Here is a 22,768-nt window from a genome sequence, read left to right on the forward strand (position 1 = left end):
GGTATAATATTGGTCTTGAGGTGATAATATGCGCGAACAACTAACATCAATTAAAAATCAACATGTTAAGGATTGGAAAAAACTAGCTACCAAACGGGGACGGGAAAAATTTAATGCTTACTTATTAGATGGTTGGCATTTAGTTGAAGAGGCATTAAAAAGTGATATTCACTTAACTGAACTAATTGGTACAGCTGAAGAACTAGCCACTCATGAAGATATTGTAGCACGCTTTGATCAGGTCTATGAGGTAACCCCCATGATCTTAAAACACGTGATGGATACAGTGACTCCCCAAGGAATTGCCGCTGTTGCGGAATTGCCCGACCAACGGTTTAATGGTCAAGTCGATCTGAAAGGGGCTTGGTTAATGTTAGACCGGGTTCAAGATCCCGGTAATGTTGGAACAATGGTGCGAACAGCTGATGCAGCTGGTTTTGCCGGAGTTATTGTGAGCCACAAATCAGCTGACTTGTTTAATCCTAAAGTGGTTCGTTCCATGCAAGGAAGTCAGTTCCACTTAAAGCTGTATACTGGAGATTTGACGAAGTGGATTCAAGACTTTAAGGTACAAGAAATTCCAGTTTATGGGACTCAGTTAAACCCGAAGGCAAAGAATTTCCGAACCGTTAATCCAGGTCGAAATTTTGCTTTAATAATGGGAAATGAGGGTCATGGGATGGCGGAAGAATTGTTAGCCCAAACGACCGCTAATTTGTATATCCCAATGAAAGGGGAAGCAGAATCCCTTAACGTTGCTATTTCAGCCGGGATCTTGATGTTTGAATTAAATCAACAAGCCTTGGATGAGTAAAAATTAAGACTAACTAAAAATAAGCAATTTGGTTTTATTTTTTTACTTAAATCAGGTAAAATAAACAATAACTAAATAGAAAAGGGGCAGTCTAGTGCATGAAAGCAAGGAATGAATGGCGCAACGATAAGGAATACGTGGCTCTTGTTGCAGATTTACTTCGACAACCAGCAGTGCAAAAGTTAGCGAATTATACGCAACATCACCACTCCGACCGCCTGCAACATTCGATTGCGGTTTCTTATGATAGTTACCGAATCGCCAAGCGGCTTCACTTAGATTACGTTAGTACGGCTCGCGCTGGGTTATTGCACGACCTGTTTTATTATGATTGGCGCACAACTAAATTTGATTTAGGCACCCATGCTTTTATTCACCCTCGGGTAGCATTACGAAATGCCGAAAAGCTAACACGGCTTAATTCAAAGGAAAGGGATATCATTTTAAAGCACATGTTTGGAGCCACTTTGGCAGTTCCAAAGTATGCTGAAAGTCTGATTGTTTCTTTAGTTGATGATTACGAGGCTGAACATGAATTTTTCAGCCCATTAAAAAAGAAAATTCACCAACGGATGAAAAAATATCGCCTAGCGAAGGTAAATTAAAAGGGAGGAGCGGAAAATGTTAAAGACTGTTACGACTACAGAAGATGATTTTAGTCTTTGTCCAAAGTTTACGAAGACTTTTTCAATCTTAGGGAAGAAATGGAATGGGATGATTATCGAAGTCTTGCTTCACGAAAAAACCCAACGTTTTAAGGATTTAGCTGGTCACATTCAAAAGTGCTCAGATCGAGTCCTTTGTGAACGGTTAAGGGAATTGGAACAAGAAGGAATTGTTGAACGCCGGACATACAAGGGGGGAAGCCGGATCGAATATGCCTTGACCCAACGGGGAAAAGAATTATCACCGGTAATGGCCGCTGTTCATAATTGGTCAGACAAATGGTGTGATGAAGCTCTTGACCAAATGGAAAAGATTAGTTAGAATATTGATCAGTAAATTAAAGACGTTGAAGGAAACTAGTAACTTCCATGGCTGTTCAGGGAAACTTCACCAGTGACTGAAAGTGGAGTACTGCTTATGAAGTGAATTTCATTTCTGGAGTCGGGATCATCCTCGGTTGATTACCGTTATCAATCATTGAGTGTATAGCATTGCTATAAACTAGGGTGGTACCGCGAAACCTCGTCCCTTGCCGGACGAGGTTTTTTGCTACCCTAAAAGGAGGAAATTATGGGCTTAAGAGAAAAGCTGGAAGAATTACGCCAACAAGGGATCCAAGAAATTAACGAAACCGAAGAGCTAAGTAAAGTTAATGACATTCGGGTTAAGATGCTTGGAAAAAAAGGACCACTAACCGCTGTTTTGCGGGGGATGAAAGACCTCAGTAAAGAAGAACGGCCAAAGGTGGGGAAATTTGCTAATGAGATTCGGGATGAATTAACAAAGGCCATTGAAGTCAAGAAGGCTGAATTAACGGCTGCCCAGCTCAATGAAAAACTAGCAAAAGAAGCTATTGATGTCACCTTACCAGGGAAGCCAGTTGTTCAAGGCCAACCTCATGTGATCCAACAAATTATTGACCAATTAGTAGACTTGTTTGTTGGGATGGGTTATGAAGTCGCCGTTGGAGATGAAGTTGAACAAGAGGAATATAACTTTGAACGTTTGAACCTCCCAAAGGATCATCCGGCCCGGGATATGCAGGATACTTTCTATGTCACTCCATCCGTTTTGATGCGAACGCAAACTTCACCAATGCAGGCTCGGATGATGGAAAAGCATGACTTTTCAAAGGGGCCTTTGAAGATGATTTCGCCAGGAAAAGTTTACCGGCGGGATACCGATGACGCCACTCACTCTCATCAATTCCACCAAGTCGAAGGACTGGTTTTGGGAGAACACGTTACGATGGCTGATTTAAAGGGAACTTTGGAAGTTGTTGCTAAGACCCTCTTTGGTGATCAATTAGAAGTTCGGCTACGGCCAAGTTACTTTCCATTCACAGAACCATCAGTGGAAGCTGATATTACTTGTTTCAACTGCCTTGGGAAGGGGTGTGCCATTTGTAAGCACACTGGTTGGATTGAGGTTCTCGGTGCTGGGATGGTTCATCCAAACGTCCTTAAGATGTCCGGAGTTGATCCAGATAAATATGGAGGCTTTGCCTTTGGGCTTGGTCCAGACCGATTTGCAATGATTAAGTACGGGGTTGAAGATATTCGGGATTTCTACCAAAATGACGTCCGTTTCTTAAACCAATTCAACCAGAAAGGATAAAGAAATGAAAGTATCATATCAATGGTTAAATCAATACTTGCCGCTGCAAGAAAAACATATTAAACCAGCAGACTTAGCGGAAAAGCTGGCCCGGACTTCGGTTGATATTAACGATGTTTACTCACCAATGGATGGTTTAAAAAAGCTTGTTGTCGGGGAAATTGTTTCTCTTGAACCCCATCCGGATTCCGATCATTTGAATGTTTGCCAAGTTAAGGTTAGTGATGATGAAACTTTACAAATTGTTTGTGGAGCACCAAATGTCCAAGTTGGGAAAAAGGTAATTGTTGCCTTGGTTGGGGCCCGGATTAAGGATAACGTTAAGATTAAGCGGGGTAAGATTCGCGGGATTGAATCAAACGGGATGCTTTGTGCCTTACAAGAAATCGGCTTTTCAGAAAAAATTGCGCCAAAGGCTTATGAAGCGGGAATTTGGTTCTTACCTGACGATGCTAAGCCGGGGGATGATGTTTACCCATACTTAGGGATGGATGACACCATTATCGATACTGATTTAACACCTAACCGGGGAGATATGCTAAGTATCTTCGGAAACGTTAATGATCTCGCTGCAATTTATGACTTACCGAATGGCTTTAAAACTCACCAAGTTGAAGAGGATACTACTGAAAAAATTGAAGGCCAATTAGCAGTTAAAATTGATGATACCGCGATTGCCCCTGCCTATGAAATGCGGCTAATTAAGAATTTACACGTTGCTGAAAGTCCAATGTGGCTTCAAATTAAACTTTGGAATGCAGGAATTCGGCCAATTAATAACGTGGTTGACATTACTAATTACATTTTACTTAAGTATGGCCAACCCCTCCATGCCTTCGACTACAACAAATTACCAGATCATCAATTAACCGTTCGACATGCCAAGGATGGTGAACAATTGGTTACTTTAGACGGGGAGACGCGGGAATTAAAGGCCCATGACATCGTCATTTCTAGTGCTAATCAAGCCGTTGCCCTTGCTGGTACCATGGGTGGTGAAGCTACAATGGTTGATGATCAAACCACGTCAATTGCCTTAGAAGCAGGGATCTTTGATCCGGTGATGGTCCGGAAACAGGCGCGGCGGTTGGATTTACACTCTGAATCTTCAATGCGTTTTGAACGGGGGATTAATCCGGAAACCGTTAGTCAAGCCTTAGACGAGGCGGCATACTGGTTAAATCAATTAGCTGAGGGGTCTGTTGTGAGTGGCAAAATCGTAGCTGCTAAGCCCGTTGTGCAGGATCGAAAGATTGTGATTTCAGTTAAGCGGGTTAACCACGTCTTGGGAACAGCGTTATCAATGGCCAACATTGAATCAATCTTTGTTCGCCTTGATTTTGAAGTACGTTCCCTTGATCAAGACCAATTAGAGGTCGATGTTCCAGCTCGGCGTTGGGATATTGAATTACCAGCTGACCTGTATGAAGAAATCGCACGGTTATATGGTTATGATCAAATTCCTTCAACCTTACCATCAATGACGCGGACTGCCGGAGGGTTAAATGAACGGCAAACACGTTTACGGGCAAGTCGGCATGTGCTTGAAGGACTTGGCTTAACGCAAGCAATCTCATATTCATTAACGACAGTTGAACAAGCTAAGCGGTTTGAAGTTGAACCTCAGCCAACTGAACCAATGATGCTAGATTACCCAATGAGTTCTGATCACGTTGCTACCCGGATGAGTATTGTAAGTGGACTATTACTTGATATTGCTTACAATCACGCGCGGAAGGTTGAAGATGTTGCCCTTTATGAACAAGGCCGGGTCTTCTTACCAGATGGAAACGAACGGCCAAAGGAAGAAGAACACGTTGCCGGGGCAGTTACGGGTTCAATGACCGCGCCAAATTGGGCAGTTAAGAGGACTCCAGTTGATTTCTTCGTGATTAAAGGGATTGTTGACACTTACCTTGCTAACATGGCAGTTGCTGGTAAGGTTGAATACGTCGCTGATAAGACACGGCCGGAACTCCATCCTGGGCGGACGGCAAAGATCCTTCTCGATGGTAAGGTAATTGGGTTTGTTGGCCAAGTTCACCCAAGCCTTGCTAAGAAATATAAGATTCCGGAAACTTACGTCTTTGAGCTTAATTTAGAAGCTGTGCTTAGCGCCGATAAGCGAGATAAGCACTATGTCCACATTAGTAAGTACCCAGCCGTAACGCGGGACATTGCGCTCTTAGTTGATCAAGAAATTACCAACCAAGAGATTGTAGATGCAATTAAGAGGAAGGGTGGCGCCTTCTTAAAGGACGTTCGCCTCTTTGATGTTTACCATGGGATCCACTTACCCGGTAACAAGAAGTCATTAGCCTATACCTTAACTTATCAAGCTAATGATACAACTTTGAAAGAAGAAGAAGTTAATGCGGCGTTCGATAAGGTTGTTAATTACTTAAAAGCAACACTTAATGCTGAAATTCGTTAGTAGATAGAATGAGAGGAAAATAATGGACAATGATAAGCGGCCAATTGTAATTGGGGTGACTGGTGGTTCCGGAAGCGGTAAGACCACGGTTTCACAAGCAATTTATGATAACTTGAAGGGACAATCAATTCAAATTATCAATCAAGATACTTACTACAATGACCAGGCAATGATGACAATGGAAGAACGGAAAGCGGTTAATTATGACCATCCACTTGCCTTTGACACTGACTTGTTGATTCAACAGTTGGATGCATTACGGCATAATCAATCCATTGAAATGCCGGTCTATGACTACAAAGAGTACACGCGGTCAGCTAGGACAGTTCATGTTGAACCCCAAGATGTCATTATTTTGGAAGGAATTTTGATTCTTGATGATGAACGCTTATGGGACTTGATGGATATCAAGGTATATGTTGATGCCGATGATGATATTCGAATTTTGCGGCGAATTCAACGGGATATGAAGGAACGTGGTCGGACGTTGGATTCAATTATTTCCCAATACTTAAAGACGGTTAAGCCAATGTATCACCAATTTATCGAACCGACGAAACGTTATGCTGATATCATTGTTCCCGAAGGTGGTCAAAACCATGTCGCCATCGATATTTTAACCACTAAGGTGCGCGATGTTTTAGCTAAGCGAGGACATTTGACGATCAAATAAAAATATAAAGTTGCAATCTAGTTACTAACGTGATAATGTTTCACAGTATAATTTAGATGAAAGGATGTTGAGAAAATGGCAGAAGAGAAGAGCTTCCCGATGACGGAAGAAGGAAAGCATAAGCTTGAACAAGAATTAGAAGACCTTCGCCTAAAGCGGCGGCCAGAAGTTATTAACCGAATTAAAATTGCTCGGAGTTATGGGGACCTTTCTGAAAACTCTGAATACGAGTCTGCAAAGGATGAACAAGCCTTCGTTGAAGGGCGGATTAGCCAAATTGAAACCATGCTTCAATATGCGGTCATTATTGATAATGATGCGGTTGACAAGGATGAAGTTTCAATGGGTCGGGAAATTACTTTCCAAGAATTACCTGACGAGGAACCTGAAACTTACACGATTGTCGGGGAATCCGAATCTGATCCGATGAATGGAAAAATTTCAAACGAATCACCAATGGCAAAAGGTCTTTTGGGCCATAAAGTCGGTGAAGAAGTCGAAGTTGAAATTCCGTCAGGGACGATGAAGGTTAAGATTTTATCAGTTAAATAATAAGTTGAGCTTTCTGATAACATGCGGAGATATCTAAAAGGACCAAGAAGAAATGCAAATTCCTTCTTGGTCCTTTTAGATTTTAATTAAGTTATACTGGATCTGGTTTGAACAGGTTAATCAGCGATGATCAGATTTTCGTTGCCCAAGATATACCAAAATAACTCCTACTAAGGTGAGCAGACTAATCATAATTCCGAGATTAAAGAGTGGTGGCCAATAGGTCATTGTTAATTGATGAGTTCCTTGAGTGGCTGGAATGGCCATTAGGGTTCCAGCAATCTTGATTGGGGTTATCTTTTGTCCATCAAGTTTAACGTGCCAACCCTTAGCATATGGTATCGTTGTCATGATTAGTTGGTGTGATCTTTTAAGATGGATTATTCCCTTAATTTGGTTTTGATACCAGTTTGTGATCTTAAGGGGTTCAGATTGAAGTTGCTTAGCACTAGCTTCAAAGGCTTTAGAATTTAGCCGATACAGACTTACATTTTGTAGCCATAGACTCGCTTTTTTTAGACTAATTGTGATCTTAACGGTTTTTCCTTTTTCGTGATCAGCGATGGTTGTTACAATTGTATTCTGATAAGTTGCATATTGATTTAGTGGATTCCCATTAATGGTAATATTTGCCGTGTCTTTAAGTGCTGCGCCTAAAGTTAGGTAGTAGGGGTCATTGGTTTGCGGCTTAATGGTTAAAATTAATTGTGCCGGGGCGAGAAGTTGTTGACGTTTTACCGTAACGCCAGTGATCTGTTCACTCGTAGAGAGATTGACAAATTCAACGTGATCGAAGTTTTGGACTGTGAATAGATTTTGGTCGGTTTTCTTACCAGCAAGGGTTTGATAAAGTTGGGATTGATAAGCGAGGGGATCTAAGGTTAAAAGTTTTAATTTCTTAGCTTGGTCACTTGCGCCAAAAGCAATTGGTAGGGCCCACTTATTTTTCTTAACTGTAATTTGCTTGGTTTGGAAAACCGTTTTTTGCCGTCGCCAGTCTGGTCGCGAAGCCGTTAGTGGCAAGACTTGATTATTTTGATTGTCTTTACCCTGGTGGCGAGCAAGCCAAAAGTATTTAAAGCCAAGTAGTGAATCCGTGACCGGAGTTCCGTTTGAATAAGTAATAAAACCGTCACCACCTGGTTGACCAATAGCTTGGACGAATTTTGAAACGCCTGGTTCCATAGTTGAACTAAAATTATCACCCGTGAAGAAATCACCTTGGAAGGAATCATCTTTTGTGCGCATAAAGTCCTTGGCAACCCGATAAAAGCCAGCGTCATGCTTTTTAGTTTGTTCACTAACTTGATCAAGTAGTAAGGTGTAGTCAGCAAATTGGGCTTGACTAACGTAAGAAATGTTATTCAAAGAACTAACTGCATTATAACCAACATCAAAAATTGTCAGACAAACAAAGGCAAGATTGAAAAATGGTAAGCGAAAGGGTTCTAGATATAAAAAGATAATTGCAGCGATGGTAAAGCCCAAGCCAAGATAAATTGTCAACGGCTTAATATAGTTTAAATTCTTTGCTAGATGTAAATTAATAATCGTAATTATGATTGCCGTCACTGCGAAGCTTAGCAGAATCCACGCTCTAATTTCCTGGCCTGGCTTAAGGGTAAGGGCGGCTAGCCAGACAAGCCAGAATGAGAGCAGAAATGAAAAACGAGCCGGATACCAAACAGGAAATTGACCGAGGTGCCAGAGTAAATCGAGTGGTTGTAAGGTAAAAGAAGCTACCAAGAAAACGATGATGCCGCCAGCGATTACTTTACTTGGCCATCGGTCTTGATTTACAAAAAAGTATAAACCGGCCCCGCAGAGAACGATCATTCCCACGTAAATATTAGCTTGTCCACTCGGCATTTGGTTAAAATTAAAAGCGCCAGGAACTAACTTTGCCAATTCTTTAATTGGTTGATATTCAAACTTCCATTTAATCTGGGTCTCAGTATAAGTTCCTTTACTGTCTAGCAAAGCACTTACCGTTGGCAGGAGAATAATAGCACTTAGACCAACACTTGCTAGCGAAGTTAAAAGATAAGTAGCAATGATTTTTCCAATTCTCGATTTTTTTAGCTGAACACGAGAAAGTTGCCAAATGAAAAAAAGAATGGTAAATAGGCAAACCATCCAGGCCATGTAATAATTATCGATTATTAGTAAGGTAAGCCAACTGAGATAAGGCAACCAACTTTCTTGACGAGTGATTTTGATTAATCCATAGATGACTAGCGGCAATAAAGATAAGACATCAAGCCAGAGCAAATTTAACTGGTTAGCAATCATCCAACCCATCAAAGCATAAGAAGTACTAAAGGCAATTAGACGGATCCCAGTTTGGATTCTTTCCCGCTTTAATAGCCAACCAAAACTTAAACCAGCTAGGCCATACTTTAGTAAGAGTAACAAAAGAATACCACTGGTTAACCATTGCTTTGGAAAGGCAAGTAAAATTAAATTGAGGGGACTCAGTAGGTAATAGGCATTTGTTCCCCACATTTCACCTCCTAGTCCCTTACTAAATGAATATAGCAAGCCACTTGGGTGATGTAAGAGGCTCGTCCGGAGGTATGCAAAGAAATCAACGTATTGTTGGCCAAGGTCAACTGTTAAAATTGAACTCGCGCCAAAGGGGGCCATTTTGCGACTCGCAAAGTAGGCTCCCATAATAATAATTGGAATACTAAAACAAAGTAATAAATCCCATTGGCGGTGGAAAAAAGACTTTTTCAAAATAACCGTCCTTCCAGAAAAAGATTGTCGATAATCAAGTCATTTTACTGACTTTGATTTTCTCCTTCAATTAAGTTTTAAGCTGATCACAATTATAAACCGAAAATGTGACTAAGTCTCGAAATTAAAATTTCTTAAAATCACTACCTCTGAAACAAAATAAAGTGTAAGATTGAGTGGTTAATGAGGAATTTTGAATGCGGACAAGTAGTCAATAATTTGGTAGAATAACAGCATTCGAATTGCGAGGAGAATCGATTGTGAATTTATTCAAACGTTTTAAAGGCATCTTTAATCGAGAAAATGAAAGACGGCAAACTTCTCAATCTGCCATTCCTTTTCGTTTAAATCTATTACTCTGGATTGTTGCCTTATTATTATTAGCCCTAGGGATCCGGCTATTTTATTTACAAGTTTTAAATGGTACCTCCTATAAGGCTTTGGTGAAACAGTCGGATACCACTACTGAAACGAATAATGTTCAGCGAGGGATGATATATGATTCAACTGGAAAAGTTTTAGTTGGTAATCAGGCTCACCAGGCAATCACGTATACAAAGGGATCAACGGTTACTGATGCTGATATGTACAAGGTTGCTAATCGGCTAGGTAATTACATCAAGGTAAATACAGAGCGGTTGACAGACCGTAACCAGATTGATTATTACTTAGCAGATACTAGTCATTTAAAAAAGGTTGAAAAAGTAGCCCACATCAAAAATGGAGCAACGAGTTCTTATGATGACGCGGTTAAGTATTTAAATCACCACCCGAAATTTTTCCACCTCGATGAAGCGGAAAAAAATAAAGCAATGATCTATGGGGCGATGAGTGGGGCTTATTCCTTGTCCACCATTAACATTAAAGCTACTGGTGTAACGGCAAAAGAGCTTTCTGAGGTTGGAGAACACCTTAGTGAATTGCCAGGGGTTAAAATTGGGACTGCTTGGACCAGAAATTACCCGCAAGGAAAAGATATTCAATCTTTAGTTGGGACCGTTACGACTACTGGGCTTCCGAGTGATACCCAAAATGAACTATTGGCGCAAGGTTATTCCCGAAATGATAACGTTGGGGCTTCGTACCTAGAAAAGCTTTTCCAAGCAACATTAGCAGGTTCAAAGTCACAAACTGAAGTTTCAACGACGGGGAATAAAACTACTACGAAGCTTAAATATGCTGGTAAGAAAGGGGACAATTTAGTCCTCACCATTAACGGCGAATTCCAAAAGAAAGTTCAAAGTATTTTGGAAAGTAACTATAGTTCGGCCGGAAATGCCTATTCTTCAGGGGTTTATGCAGTCGTTATGAATCCAAATACTGGAGCAATTTATGCCATGGCCGGAATAGATCGGAACCCGAAGACGGGGAAAGAAACGGTGGATCAGATTGGGGCGATTAATCACCCAATCGTATTGGGATCAGTTGTTAAGCCAGCAACCTTGATGGCTGGCTTGATGACTGGAGTGATTACACCGTCAAACAATGTTTTAACGGATAAACCAATTAAGGTTGCTGGTACTTCAGTGAAGGCATCTTGGTTTAATAAGTCCGGGAGTGCCAATATGGCCTTAACAGCTCCGGAAGCCCTTGAAGTTTCATCAAACTCGTACATGATGCAAGTTTTGATGAAAATCGGGGGTATGAAATATTCCTATGACACCCAAATCACTTTAAAACCAAGTATTTTTACAAAAATGCGTTATTACTATAATATGTTTGGCCTTGGGGTTAAAACGGGGATTGATTTACCAGGTGAAACGGTTGGATATAAAGGGGCTGCGGACCAGTCTCACATTGGGAGTGCGCTTGACTTGTCCTATGGGAACTACGATGCTTACACGGTTATACAGCTGGCCCAGTACATGTCAACGATTGCTAACGGTGGTTACAAATTACTACCATATGTAGTTAAGCAAATCCGGGAAACAAATTCAGATGGTTCTCTAGGGAAGGTTCAATCTGAAACGGAACCGCAAGTTCAATCCGTAATCGATGCACCAAAGTCATACTTTAACCTGATTCACCAAGGTTTATACTTAGTTACGCACGGGACAAATACCTATGTTACGGCTGGGAAGTTAAAGGATGTTACGCCTTCGATTTCGGGAAAGACCGGGACAGCGGAAACAGTTTCAGAAGGTCATGAAACCACAACCCTTAGTTTTGCTGGCTATGCGCCATCGAATAATCCACAAGTTGTGGTGGCCTTATCAATTCCGGGTTCAACTAACGATGATGGTGGCGCAAACATCACTATGGCGCGTGAAATCTTTGCGGCATATTGGAAGTATGTTGCAGGAAAGCCAAGTAGCAATTAAAATTGAAAATTGATTATTAAAAGCAACAGGGAAAACATTCTTGTTCTTCCAGGCTTTTTCATCTGTGGAGGAGAAAAATGAAATATAAGATTATGACCGTTTTTGGGACGCGGCCAGAAGCCATAAAAATGGCACCGTTAGTTTTAAAATTAAAAAATGATGTTCGTTTTGAGACCACAACGGTAGTAACGGCCCAACACCGGGAAATGCTTGATCAGGTTTTGAAGATTTTTAAAATTAAGCCAGATTATGATTTAGACATCATGCAACCAAACCAGACACTTGGTCAAATTACGTCACGAGTTCTATTAAACTTGGAAAAAATTATCGCAACTGAAAAACCAGATTTAGTACTAGTCCATGGGGATACCACGACGAGCTTTACGGCTGGCTTGGCCAGTTTCTACCAACAAGTTCCGGTGGGGCACGTTGAAGCTGGTCTCCGCACTTGGCAAAAATATTCACCTTTCCCTGAAGAATTAAATAGACAAATGACTGATGATTTAAGTGAACTGTATTTCGCGCCAACAAGTCTTAGTCGCCAAAATCTGTTGAAAGAAAATCATCCTAAGGACCGGATTTATATTACCGGGAATACAGCTATCGATGCCTTACAATCAACTGTGACCAAAGAATATCATCACCCAGTATTAGAACAAATTACAAGTGATCACCGGATGATTTTAGTCACGATGCACCGCCGAGAAAACCAAGGAGAACCAATGCTGCAGGTCTTCCAAGCGATGAAAGCTGTTGTTGATCAAGTTGATGATGTTGAAATGGTTTATCCAGTTCACTTATCACCGCGGGTACAAGCAGTGGCAAATGATGTTCTTGGTAATGATCCCAAGATTCATTTAATCAAGCCCCTTAATGTTGTTGACTTCCATAACCTAGCTCAACGGTCGTACTTTATCATGACAGATTCTGGTGGAGTCCAAGAAGAAGCGCCAAGCTTAGGGAAGCCAGTCTTGGTATTGCGGGATACAACTGAACGGCCAGAAGGGGTAACTGCGGGAACATTACGCTTAGTTGGAACTGAACGGAGGACGGTTACCGCGGCGATGTTTGATTTATTAAATAATCCTGACCACTATCAAGCAATGGCCAATGCGAAGAATCCATATGGAGATGGCCATGCTAGTGAACGGATTTTGGATGCAATTTGGGCTTACTTTGGTCAAGGGCCGCGGCCAGCTGATTTTAAATAAATTTGGGAGAACTTAGTACCATGAATCAAAAATGGATTGCTCTCTTTTATCTCCGAATGTTACTCAGTAACTAAGGTCCAAGCAGTAGCTGAATGGTAGTTGCTTCCCTAACGGTCGCACCAACCGATTCAGCCTTGCATGGGCTCACAAACGCCAAACCAGTTGGCTAGTTCGCTCCAAAGCACGGCTTTAGCGAATAAGTGCGAACGAAAGGCCGATGCTAATGAATCAACCTTCGTCCTTCTTATCCCAACCAGGCCGTCAAGGAGCTTTTTTCCCAACCTCTTAATCGTCGAATGTTTTTCTTCCGGAAATTTCTGATGAATGTCCAATTTGGTTTAATATTCATCAGGCCTAAAATTACTCCTTTAAAGCGATACCCTAAGATTATCTTTCAACAGTCATCCACTTAGTAATAGCCAATCGGCCAGCTTCGATGCTCCAGACTTTGTGGTGATTAATTTGAACCAGATTTCAAAATTCAGTAATTTGTATCCTTGCGAATAATATATTTTTGCTCATAGATTACCAACAGATAACTATTACGATGCGATTTTAACGGTCATTTCATGTATCCAAACCGGTAAAAATTACTTTGAAAATCCGAAGGAAAGACTAGCCAAAAGCAGAAATTGATGCTATAGTTGTACGAGTTAGGGTTACGTATAACGTATTCTCGTTAAAATAAAAAGTTTGGAGGCAAAAACCAATGCGTGTAAACATCACTATGGAATGCACTGAGTGCCACGAACGGAATTACTTAACTAGTAAGAACCGTCGTAACAACCCCGATCGGCTGGAATTAAAGAAGTACTGCCCACGGGAACATAAGGTTACTTTACACCGCGAAACTAAGTAGTGGGATTCAAGTGAAAGAGCCGGGATTTTCCCGGCTCTTTCTTTTTTGGTAATGGTGCTTGAACCTTTTTGAAAATTTTGTCACAATAACTTTAACTATGAAATTGGTAAAGTGAAAAGAGGTTGGCACATGAATGAAAATAAAAAATTAGTCCGTAAACAGTTTATCTCACGAATACAAAATTTAGTACCGGAAGATAAACTTCGGCAAGAAGCAACTTTAGTCACCAAATTAACTCAGCAAAAGGCATGGCAAATGGCCAAAGTGATTGCGGTAACCATGAGCCAAGGCTTTGAACTCAATACCATGTCGCTAATCAAAGCTGCTCAAGCCGCAAGCAAAGTTGTGGTGATACCGCGAACTTTGCCAAAAAGACAAATGGAATTTGTTGAACTTAATTCAGCAACTAAATTTGAAAAATCGGCTTTTGGAATACAAGAACCAGTAAATGGGCAAGTTTATTTGCCAACTGATATTGATTTAATCATTGTCCCTGGGGTTGCTTTTACCCCAAACGGTCATCGCTTGGGGTTTGGGGGTGGCTATTACGATCGCTACTTGGCCCGTTATAAGGGACAAACGATTTCGCTTGCTTTATCGGCTCAGGTTGCTGATGAAGAAGCTTGGCCGCATGAAAGCTTTGATATCGATGTTCAACAGGTTTTGACCTGTTTGGATAAATGAGGGGTAAATAGTGAAAATAGTTTGGCAAAAGGCTCCAGTAACATGTTGCTTGATCAGTGTGATGGTAATTATTTACTTGGGGATGCTAGTTACTGGTGGATTTACGACATATAACTTATTACGTTGGGGTGCGCTTTATCCGCCACTAGTTGTTCACAGCCAATGGTGGCGACTTTTTACCGCGGGCTTCATTCACCTTGGCTGGGAACATATTTTAATGAATGGGCTAACTTTGTATCTGATTGGATACTATGTTGAGCAATTATTTGGCCATTGGCGGTTATTGGGACTCTTTATTTTAAGTGTACTCGGTGGTAATTTAGCTAGTTTTGCTTTCGATCCCACCGCAATTGCAGCTGGTGCTAGTACCGGGATTTTTGGTTTATTTGGTGCTTTTATCTTTTTAGGGAGTGAATTCCGAAATAATAATGGAGTTCGTTTAATGGCGCGGCAGTTTCTAATCTTGGTGGTTATAAATGTCGTTTTTGATATTTTTATGCCCCATGTTGGTTTAGCGGCTCATTTAGGCGGTTTTTTAGTCGGCTTTTTAGCCGCCGCCGCCCTTGGTGCCCCACGTTTGGGGAAAATTAGCTTGCTAAAACGGTTGCTTAGTGGCACTATATTAATTGTTTTAGGATTTCTTTTTTACGGATTGGGGCGGTTTTAGGTGAGACCAATAACGAGGTTACGAACCCTATATGACGTGCAACAGCTCTTGAAACAGTTTAATGTCTTTGTCTACGTTGGTAAGCGACTTTGGGACATTGAATTAATGGCCTTAGAAATTGATAATCTTTACCAAGCTCGGGTTATTGATAAAGACCTTTTTCTTCAGGCTAAGTTAGTTCTTAATAAAGAGCACCGAGAAGAAGAAAAATATGAAACACAGGAGAGAAGGAAAAAATGACTAGTAACAAGAAACTCATTGGTGTTGACCTTGGTGGGACAACAATTAAGTTTGCAATTTTAACAGCTGAAGGAGAAATCCAAGAAAAGTGGTCAATTCGGACTAACATTCTTGATGAAGGATCCCACATTGTGCCAGACATTATTGATTCAATCAATCACCACATTGATTTGTACAAGATGAGTAAGGAACAATTTATCGGAATTGGGATGGGAACTCCCGGAACAGTTGACCGGAAAGCCGGTACGGTGATTGGGGCCTACAACTTAAACTGGAAGACATTACAACCAGTCAAAGAACAAATCGAAGCTGGAACTGGCTTAAAGTTTGCTTTGGACAATGACGCAAACTGTGCTGGCCTTGGTGAACGTTGGAAGGGCGCCGGTAATGATGGTGATGACGTTGCCTTCATTACCCTTGGTACTGGTGTTGGTGGTGGTTTGATTGCTAATCGGCAACTCCTTCACGGTGTTGGTGGAGCGGCTGGTGAAGTTGGCCACATCACGGTTGAACCAAACAACGGTTACCTTTGTACCTGTGGGAAGCGCGGTTGTCTTGAACAATATGCTTCGGCAACTGGGGTTGTTCACTTGGCACAAGACCTTGCTGAAGAATATGAAGGTAACTCGCCACTTAAAAAGATGATTGATGATGGAGATGAAATCACTTCTAAGATTGTCTTTGACTTAGCTAAGCAAAATGATTACTTAGCAAATCAAGTTGTCGATAAGGTTTGTTACTACCTTGGTCTGGCAGTTGCCAACCTATCCGACACTTTGAACCCAGAATTTGTCGTTATTGGTGGTGGAGTTTCAGCCGCTGGGGATTTCTTGTTGAAGCGGGTACAAAAGTACTTTGAAGAATTTGCTTTTGCAACAGTTAAGACTTCAACCAAGCTAAAGCTAGCAGAACTTGGTAACGATGCTGGGGTTATCGGTGCTGCCTCTCTAGCTACTCAGTTTGCATAAGCTAATCCAATTTTTAGTGGAGTGTGATTAAAAAATGGTAGTTGCATCGGTTTCAAGTGGCTTGTTAATGTTTGATGCTGTCATCATTATTATTTTGATAATCTGGTTAGGAAGCGCAGGTTTGAATCGTTGGCGGCGGAAAAAGTACGCCACAATGTTAGACCAAAAAGCCTTTCAAAAGGGGTCCCACCGTGCTCAAGTCTTAGATGTGCGCTCAAAAGAAGATTTTGATAAGGGCCACATTCTTGGAGCACGGAGCATGCCATTGGCTTACATGAAGCAACAAATGGGGGATCTAAGAGCAGATTTACCGATTTACTTATACGATCAAGGGATGACTTTGAGTACTCAAGCGGCTGTTTGGTTAGCTAAGCAGGGTTACAAGCAACTCTATATTTTAGATGGTGGCTACTCAAAGTGGACTGGTAAAACGAAAAAGTCAAAATATTAAAAAAAGCGACGCCGATAAAGTCAGTACGACTTTTTAGTCAGCGTCGCTTTTATTTGAATAAAGTTAGAACTGATGAGAAGAGCGGCCTTTCCGAACAGCAGCTCGACGGTTAGTATCAAATTTCTCTTCCGTTTCTTCAATTGGCTTTATAACTGTTTTATGAAAGGTGAAAACGCCACTAGCTAAAGCTCCCAAGGTCGCTAAGGTTCCAACTAAAAAACCTTTTGAAAATTGTTTCATTGGTCTGCCTCCTTATTGTTACTGTCTTTATTATGCAAGATTAAGATCATTTTTGCCAGTTATAATCACAAAAAGCAAGAAAGTTTTATGAAAGAGGTGTTATTGAGTTAAATGACAAAAGTACTTGCGATTGTTGGTCCAACTGCAGTGGGTAAAACAGCACTTTCAATTTACCTTGCACAACGGTTAAATGGAGCGGTGATTTCTGGTGACTCGATGCAGGTTTACCGCAAGCTAGATATTGGGACGGCAAAAGTTACTCCAGTAGAAAAGGCTGGGATCCCACATTATTTAATTGATATTCGAAATGTTGATCAACAATTCACCGTTGCAGAGTTCAAACAAGAAGCTAAAGCTAAGATCAAATCAATTTCAAAAAAAGGTCAGTTACCGATTATCGTTGGGGGCACCGGCTTCTATCTGCATGCTTTGACCAATGAGCTGGCTTTGGGAAATGATCAGCAAGAGTCAAAGCGAATCCGTAAAAAGTGGCTTCACCAAGCTGAAAGAATCGGAAAACAAGCGGTTTGGGATCAGCTAAACCAACGTGATCCAGAAGCTGCAAAAAAAATTCCAGTTCAAAATCTACGGCGAACCATCCGGGCTTTAGAAGTGATCGAAAAGACGGGAAAATTATTTTCAAAGCAACCACAAGCGATTGCAGAAGATGATTACTTTATCGTTGGCCTAACAACTGATCGGCAAAAATTATATGCGCGGATTAATCAACGTGTGGAGCAGATGATGACCCGTGGATTGTTAACGGAAGCAAGATGGTTATATGACCAAGGAGGTGAAAAATTACCGGCTGGGAAAGGCATTGGTTATCGAGAATTATTTCCGTATTTTGCTGGAGAATGTTCACTTGATGAGGCAATTGAAAAAATTAAACTTGATTCGCGCCACTATGCTAAGCGACAGTTAACATGGTTTCGGAACCAAGAGGACTGCCACTGGTTTGACCTCGTACAGGGAAAAAATCAAACTGAAGAAATCGAAGCTCAAGTTAAGGCATGGTTAAAAAAGTAAAGTTTAAACCGCTTACGATCTAATGTCCATTGGAATTTACGGATAAAATTGACAGGGAAAACCAGGGTGATAAACTAATACCAATTTAGAAATTCTAAAGGAAAACACGATTGGATTAGCCAGAAAGGAACTATACAAAATGACGAGGCATGAATATACCAAAGATGAAGTACGTGAATTAATTAAGGCCGAAGACGTCCGCTTTTTACGGTTAATATTTACGGACTTGTTTGGGATGAGCAAGAGTGTTGATTTACCAATTAGCCAACTTGATAAGTTACTCGAAAACAAAATCATGTTTGATGGCTCTTCAATTGACGGTTTTGTCCGGATTGAAGAAAGTGATATGTATCTTTACCCTGATATGAGTACATGGTTGATTTCACCTTGGGGTAAAGAACATGGCAAGGTTGCGCAAGTTATCTGCAGTGTTTATACGATTGATGGTGAGCCGTTTGCTGGTGATCCCCGGAATAATTTAAAGCGGCTTGTGGCCGAAATGAAGGCAGCTGGCTTCACGAGTTTCAACATTGGACCAGAACCAGAATTCTTCTTATTCAAGACTGATGATACTGGCAAGCCAACAATGGAAGTTAATGACCAAGAAAACTACTTTGATATGGAACCAGCTGATCGTGGTGAAGATTGCCGGCGTGATATTGTTCTTGCTCTTGAAAAGCTTGGCTTCTCAGTTGAAGCTTCACATCACGAAGTTGCTCCTGGTCAGCACGAAGTTGACTTTAAGTACGCTGATGCCCTCGAAGCTGCTGATAACATCCAAATGTTTAAGATGGTAGTAAAGACGATTGCTAAGAAATACGGTTTACATGCAACCTTCATGCCAAAGCCACTTTCTGGGGTTAATGGTTCGGGGATGCACATGAACATGTCACTCTTTACTGAAGCTGGCAATGCTTTTTATGATGAAAAGGGTTCGTTACAATTATCTCAGACTGCTTATCATTTCTTGGCGGGGGTTTTAGACCATGTCCGCAGTTTAACGGCTGTCTGCAACCCAATCGTAAATTCCTACAAACGATTAGTTCCAGGCTATGAAGCTCCGGTTTATGTTGCTTGGTCAGCTTCAAATCGTTCCCCATTGATTCGGATCCCAGGAAGTCGGGGATTAAGTACCCGGCTTGAATTACGGTCAGTTGATCCATCCGCCAACCCCTACTTAGCAATTGCCGCAATTCTTGCAGCTGGGTTAGATGGCCTAAAGCGAAACTTACAACCAATGCCAGCTGTTGATGAAAACATTTACAAGATGACAATGACTCAACGTAAGGAAAAGGGAATCAAGGACCTCCCTGATACTTTACACAACGCTTTAAAGAGTTTGGCCCAAGATGACGTGATTAAGGGCGCCATGGGGGAACATCTTTTTGAAAGCTTTATCACGGCGAAAACCAAGGAATATGCTGCTTACCGGTTGAATGTTTCAAACTGGGAACGGGATCGATACATGGAAAAATACTAGTGAATGTGACTAGGTAGCATTAAAGATATTAAAAGAGGGTGGGAAGAAACTCAAGTTTCTTCCCACCCTCTTGTCATCTCCGAATGTTACTCAGTAACTAAGGTCAAAAAGCACGGCCTTAGTGGATAAGTGCGAACAAAAGGCCGATTCTAATGAATCAACCTTCGTCCTTCTTATCCCAACCAGGCCGTCAAGGAGCTTTTTTCCCAACCTCTTTGTGGTACTAAAAACGTTATTTATTTAACTTGGCGGCGTCTGCGTCGATCTTGGCAAATCCTGAGCCGTTTGGCTTTTGATTGCCACGCTTTTCCATCGCCTTGCGAGCCATTTCTTTGCGTTCTTGCTTACTAAGTGCCATCGAAACTCGCCTCTTTTGATATGGAGTGTCAACTTACTTGACACTCTCATTATAGTTCAAAAGATTTGAAGAACAAGTGATGTTACCTTATAAAAATGATAAAAAAGTCGTTAAGGAACGATTCAACCCTTTAAAATTTAAGAAAAAGTCGGTAAGATTAAGATAGACCAAATTAAGGAGAATGTTGCCGATGGTAAGCAAATTTGAGAACGGTGCACAACCGATCAGCAAAATTATTAATCAATCGATTAAACAAAAAGTTAATTATTTACAAGAATTAGATCAAGCAGTTAAAGCGCACGAAGATCAAAAGGTTTATGCTTTACTTGATCAAAAACGGTACGCAGCTGAAATTTTACACCGGGAAGAAAAAGCAAATGACACTGGGGTGATGACCTTAGTCGATGATATTACAAATCACTTAAGCAATTACTTAAGTAGTAAGTTGATTAACTATCTTAGTCAAGCATATCCTTTCTTTTACTATGAAGAATACCAACTTGGTCATTTTCGAATTTACTTTGGTAACTGGTGGGACCGGCGGCAATTTGGTGAACTCGATGTCTTGAATATTCGGTTTATTTTTGATCAAACCGAATACAAAAAATTAGCACAATCGTTTGAACTTAGCCAATCTGGTAAGCGCTTTAATGGCGAAAAGATTGATCAACTTTCCAAAGAAAATGATCGTCTACAAAATCTAATTGATTCGCAAGCTAAGCGTGAAGCAAAGAAAGAAGAACTTCAAGCGGAATTAAAAGAAGCAAGTGCGCGGAATGGCCTCTTTGAATCAAGTAAAAACCGGGAGGCACGGGAAGCGATTGTTAGTGAACTCTCAAAGCTTGAAGACCAAGAAGAAGAAGCCCGGACAGCAGCTGGGAAGATTAAGGAAAACAACCAAGCGGTCTTGGAGCTTTCCAAAGAAAATACCATCTTAAGTTATGAACGGAAGAGTATTGTGGATACTTTTGAAAGTTTTGAAGACTTTGAAGTCCAAAATCATAACCTGTATGCCAACTATTTGAAGAGTTTGGTTGACGGTGGAAAGCAGGTGATTGCACATGACTAAGCAAATGCTTTCCACCGCAACTGATCAAGTCACTAGCTTAACGGCTTCACTCACAACTGGACTTAAGCTGGGGGAACAATACGTCCAATTACTTAATCAGCTCGCGACAACGACAGATGCTAATCAACTTTTATCGTCGGCGAGCGATTTAATTAAGTTTGATCTAACGGATGCTTACGTTAAGTTCCCTCATCATTACGCTCCCGAAGATTATTACTTACTCTTCATGGGGCGACTTTTGGAACTTGAAGGAGTCGAAGGGCTAGAGGTTAAGCCTGATCCACTCCATCGCCGGTTAGCAATGCGCTTAACTAGTTTCGAAAACAATTATACTTTCTGTTTTGAACAAAAACGAGGGAAAGAGGGGGCTTTTTTCTGTGAACAAACCGACCATGAACCGCTCTTTAACCTCGATTTGGCTCATCAAAGTCTTCAGTTCAACAATCAAGCATTGGTTGATTTTCTAATTGTTAAAGAAATTAGTGCTCATAATGACCTTGAATTGCAAGGGATTATTAAACCACTAGTTACTTTTGCTAACTTATTGGAATCCAAATTGAACTTCATGATTAACTTAGGGATTTTAGCAACAAAGAACGAGGCCCACTTTAAGTTAGCAGCACCAGAACTTTCGCTAACAGTGATTGATAAGCTTTTTGTTAAGACAGCAGAAACCGATACGGTTCTTCTAAGCTTGCCTAAGAATAATGGGGCAAAACTTAAATTGGGTGATCAAATAGCGATGACCCTTTGCTATGATCCTGATGATTACAGTAAGCAATGGTTCTTTATGGTTAATGATCCAAAGGAGAATTTATCCTTCCTTGATGTGCTTTTACATTACCCATTAGTGCGTGATTGGTACTTAATTAATCGGGAAAGTCTGGCGATTATGGACAATAACTTTAGTTACACTCCAGCCGCTGACGAACGAGTGGTCCGCCATACTCCGGCAACAGATGCTAAACCAGTTAAGGAAGAAGCACCGGCTAGTGCAGTTAATGATGATGAAGAGGCTTCTGATTAATGTTTAATATTACTAAGCTCTTACAAACCTCAATTAACCTAGATAATCAAATGTTTGAACAACGGGATCTTTTGATCGGGCCAAGTGCTCATTTACAGCACGCCATGATTAATTTGGATCAAGCGTTGAGTAACCTCTATCAAGTTAGTGATAATCAATACGAGTTACATTTTGGTGAAAAAATTAGGTTTGATCAAACCCAAGCTTACACCCTGACCCTTCACTGGTGTTTAGTTATTAGTGCCCGGCTAAAGTGGACCCATTTAGTGGTTCTAGATGCAAAACAATGGCAAAAAATTCAGGCAGCAAAGCCTGCTACGAAAATGGCTGATTTTGATAAAGAATTTTTAGCAATAAAAAATCTGCTTTTGCAAAGCTACTACACGCATCGGCAAGCTGATTTTAAACACGCTTGGCACTTATTATTGAAGTTGGGGTTAGTTGACTATCAACTTGATCCGTCAGTAATTATGGAAACTCAAGCAAAATTGAATGACTTAATATAGTTTTGAAACGGTTTAGGCTAGGAAGAATATTCTAACTTAAGCCGTTTTTTTATTTATTAGCTGCCAGGCAATAATAGGGAATCTCCCTAATATTTGTGAACATTTGTAGTAAAGCCTTTACATAGATTTGGAATAATGATAAATTAAAACCGTAAGTAATAAT

General features: G+C 40.9%; 23 protein-coding genes. 20 read left to right on the forward strand and 3 right to left on the reverse strand.

What is annotated here, in order from left to right; translation table 11 throughout:
* Positions 1-28: 28 nt before the first annotated feature.
* The 7 genes from GTO83_RS03850 (at position 29) to greA (ending at position 6,756) form a co-directional block, all read left to right on the forward strand.
* Positions 29-814, forward strand: a complete 786-nt coding sequence (locus GTO83_RS03850) for an RNA methyltransferase (protein ID WP_180871817.1) — start codon at positions 29-31, stop codon at positions 812-814.
* Between the two features lie 98 nt (positions 815-912).
* Entirely contained in the window at positions 913-1,419 is a 507-nt protein-coding gene (locus tag GTO83_RS03855; protein WP_180871818.1) for an HD domain-containing protein, read from the forward strand.
* Between the two features lie 16 nt (positions 1,420-1,435).
* The gene (locus GTO83_RS03860) at positions 1,436-1,801 is read left to right on the forward strand and encodes a helix-turn-helix domain-containing protein (protein ID WP_180871819.1); all 366 of its coding nucleotides are present in this window, start codon (positions 1,436-1,438) and stop codon (positions 1,799-1,801) included.
* 249 nt (positions 1,802-2,050) lie between these two features.
* Positions 2,051-3,097: a phenylalanine--tRNA ligase subunit alpha gene (locus tag GTO83_RS03865; RefSeq protein WP_180871820.1), complete on the forward strand. Its 1,047-nt coding sequence runs from the start codon at positions 2,051-2,053 to the stop codon at positions 3,095-3,097.
* A gap of 4 nt (positions 3,098-3,101) precedes the next feature.
* Complete coding sequence (gene pheT, locus GTO83_RS03870) at positions 3,102-5,531, forward strand: phenylalanine--tRNA ligase subunit beta (protein WP_180871821.1); 2,430 nt, start codon at positions 3,102-3,104, stop codon at positions 5,529-5,531.
* Positions 5,532-5,553: 22 nt separating this feature from the next.
* Positions 5,554-6,204, forward strand: a complete 651-nt coding sequence (gene udk / locus GTO83_RS03875; protein ID WP_180871822.1) for a uridine kinase — start codon at positions 5,554-5,556, stop codon at positions 6,202-6,204.
* A gap of 75 nt (positions 6,205-6,279) precedes the next feature.
* Positions 6,280-6,756 (forward strand): transcription elongation factor GreA, encoded by a 477-nt coding sequence (gene greA / locus GTO83_RS03880; RefSeq protein WP_180871823.1) that lies wholly within the window; start codon positions 6,280-6,282, stop codon positions 6,754-6,756.
* Between the two features lie 120 nt (positions 6,757-6,876).
* Here the strand turns inward: greA and GTO83_RS03885 are convergent, their stop codons facing one another.
* Positions 6,877-9,495 (reverse strand): YfhO family protein, encoded by a 2,619-nt coding sequence (locus GTO83_RS03885; RefSeq protein ID WP_255463157.1) that lies wholly within the window; start codon positions 9,493-9,495, stop codon positions 6,877-6,879.
* Between the two features lie 260 nt (positions 9,496-9,755).
* Here GTO83_RS03885 and GTO83_RS03890 point away from each other — a divergent pair, with 260 nt between their 5' ends.
* The 8 genes from GTO83_RS03890 to GTO83_RS03925 all read left to right on the forward strand — a co-directional run bounded on the left by GTO83_RS03890 (position 9,756) and on the right by GTO83_RS03925 (position 16,896).
* Entirely contained in the window at positions 9,756-11,816 is a 2,061-nt protein-coding gene (locus tag GTO83_RS03890) for a penicillin-binding protein 2 (protein WP_180871824.1), read from the forward strand.
* A 77-nt stretch (positions 11,817-11,893) separates the two neighbouring features.
* Positions 11,894-13,027: a non-hydrolyzing UDP-N-acetylglucosamine 2-epimerase gene (wecB, locus tag GTO83_RS03895; protein WP_180871825.1), complete on the forward strand. Its 1,134-nt coding sequence runs from the start codon at positions 11,894-11,896 to the stop codon at positions 13,025-13,027.
* A gap of 709 nt (positions 13,028-13,736) precedes the next feature.
* Positions 13,737-13,886 carry a 50S ribosomal protein L33 gene (gene rpmG / locus GTO83_RS03900; protein WP_180871826.1) on the forward strand — a complete coding sequence of 50 codons (150 nt, stop codon included), beginning with the start codon at positions 13,737-13,739 and terminating at the stop codon, positions 13,884-13,886.
* A 129-nt stretch (positions 13,887-14,015) separates the two neighbouring features.
* Positions 14,016-14,570 (forward strand): 5-formyltetrahydrofolate cyclo-ligase, encoded by a 555-nt coding sequence (locus tag GTO83_RS03905; protein WP_180871827.1) that lies wholly within the window; start codon positions 14,016-14,018, stop codon positions 14,568-14,570.
* Between the two features lie 10 nt (positions 14,571-14,580).
* The gene (locus GTO83_RS03910; protein ID WP_180871828.1) at positions 14,581-15,237 is read left to right on the forward strand and encodes a rhomboid family intramembrane serine protease; all 657 of its coding nucleotides are present in this window, start codon (positions 14,581-14,583) and stop codon (positions 15,235-15,237) included.
* Positions 15,238-15,477: a YqgQ family protein gene (locus GTO83_RS03915; RefSeq protein WP_180871829.1), complete on the forward strand. Its 240-nt coding sequence runs from the start codon at positions 15,238-15,240 to the stop codon at positions 15,475-15,477.
* Positions 15,474-16,445 carry an ROK family glucokinase gene (locus GTO83_RS03920; RefSeq protein ID WP_180871830.1) on the forward strand — a complete coding sequence of 324 codons (972 nt, stop codon included), beginning with the start codon at positions 15,474-15,476 and terminating at the stop codon, positions 16,443-16,445. The genes GTO83_RS03915 and GTO83_RS03920 overlap by 4 nt, the downstream gene beginning before the upstream one ends.
* A 34-nt stretch (positions 16,446-16,479) precedes the next feature.
* A complete protein-coding gene (locus tag GTO83_RS03925) occupies positions 16,480-16,896 on the forward strand; it encodes a rhodanese-like domain-containing protein (RefSeq protein WP_180871831.1) in 417 nt (138 codons plus the stop codon).
* A gap of 63 nt (positions 16,897-16,959) precedes the next feature.
* Here the strand turns inward: GTO83_RS03925 and GTO83_RS03930 are convergent, their stop codons facing one another.
* Complete coding sequence (locus GTO83_RS03930; protein ID WP_180871832.1) at positions 16,960-17,136, reverse strand: DUF3042 family protein; 177 nt, start codon at positions 17,134-17,136, stop codon at positions 16,960-16,962.
* Positions 17,137-17,247: 111 nt separating this feature from the next.
* Between GTO83_RS03930 and miaA the strand changes: the two genes are divergently transcribed.
* Together miaA and glnA are read left to right on the forward strand one after the other, a co-directional pair.
* Positions 17,248-18,165, forward strand: coding sequence for a tRNA (adenosine(37)-N6)-dimethylallyltransferase MiaA (gene miaA, locus GTO83_RS03935; protein ID WP_180871833.1), 918 nt, complete (start codon positions 17,248-17,250; stop codon positions 18,163-18,165).
* Positions 18,166-18,304: 139 nt separating this feature from the next.
* Complete coding sequence (gene glnA, locus GTO83_RS03940) at positions 18,305-19,645, forward strand: type I glutamate--ammonia ligase (RefSeq protein WP_180871834.1); 1,341 nt, start codon at positions 18,305-18,307, stop codon at positions 19,643-19,645.
* A gap of 232 nt (positions 19,646-19,877) precedes the next feature.
* Here the strand turns inward: glnA and GTO83_RS10930 are convergent, their stop codons facing one another.
* A complete protein-coding gene (locus GTO83_RS10930; RefSeq protein WP_255463158.1) occupies positions 19,878-20,003 on the reverse strand; it encodes a hypothetical protein in 126 nt (41 codons plus the stop codon).
* Between the two features lie 190 nt (positions 20,004-20,193).
* On the opposite strand from GTO83_RS10930, the gene GTO83_RS03945 reads away from it, so the two are divergent.
* Genes GTO83_RS03945 through GTO83_RS03955 form a run of 3 tightly spaced genes read left to right on the forward strand, consistent with a single transcriptional unit; the run spans position 20,194 to position 22,605 of the window.
* On the forward strand, positions 20,194-21,072 hold the full coding sequence (locus GTO83_RS03945) for an exonuclease SbcC (protein ID WP_180871835.1): 879 nt from the start codon (positions 20,194-20,196) through the stop codon (positions 21,070-21,072).
* Positions 21,065-22,099: a hypothetical protein gene (locus tag GTO83_RS03950; RefSeq protein WP_180871836.1), complete on the forward strand. Its 1,035-nt coding sequence runs from the start codon at positions 21,065-21,067 to the stop codon at positions 22,097-22,099. The genes GTO83_RS03945 and GTO83_RS03950 overlap by 8 nt, the downstream gene beginning before the upstream one ends.
* Positions 22,099-22,605, forward strand: a complete 507-nt coding sequence (locus tag GTO83_RS03955) for a dUTPase (protein WP_180871837.1) — start codon at positions 22,099-22,101, stop codon at positions 22,603-22,605. Before GTO83_RS03950 ends, GTO83_RS03955 begins: the two co-directional genes overlap by 1 nt.
* Positions 22,606-22,768 lie beyond the last annotated feature (163 nt).

The organism is Lactobacillus sp. 3B(2020), from assembly GCF_013487845.1.
Lineage (GTDB): Bacteria > Bacillota > Bacilli > Lactobacillales > Lactobacillaceae > Limosilactobacillus > Limosilactobacillus alvi.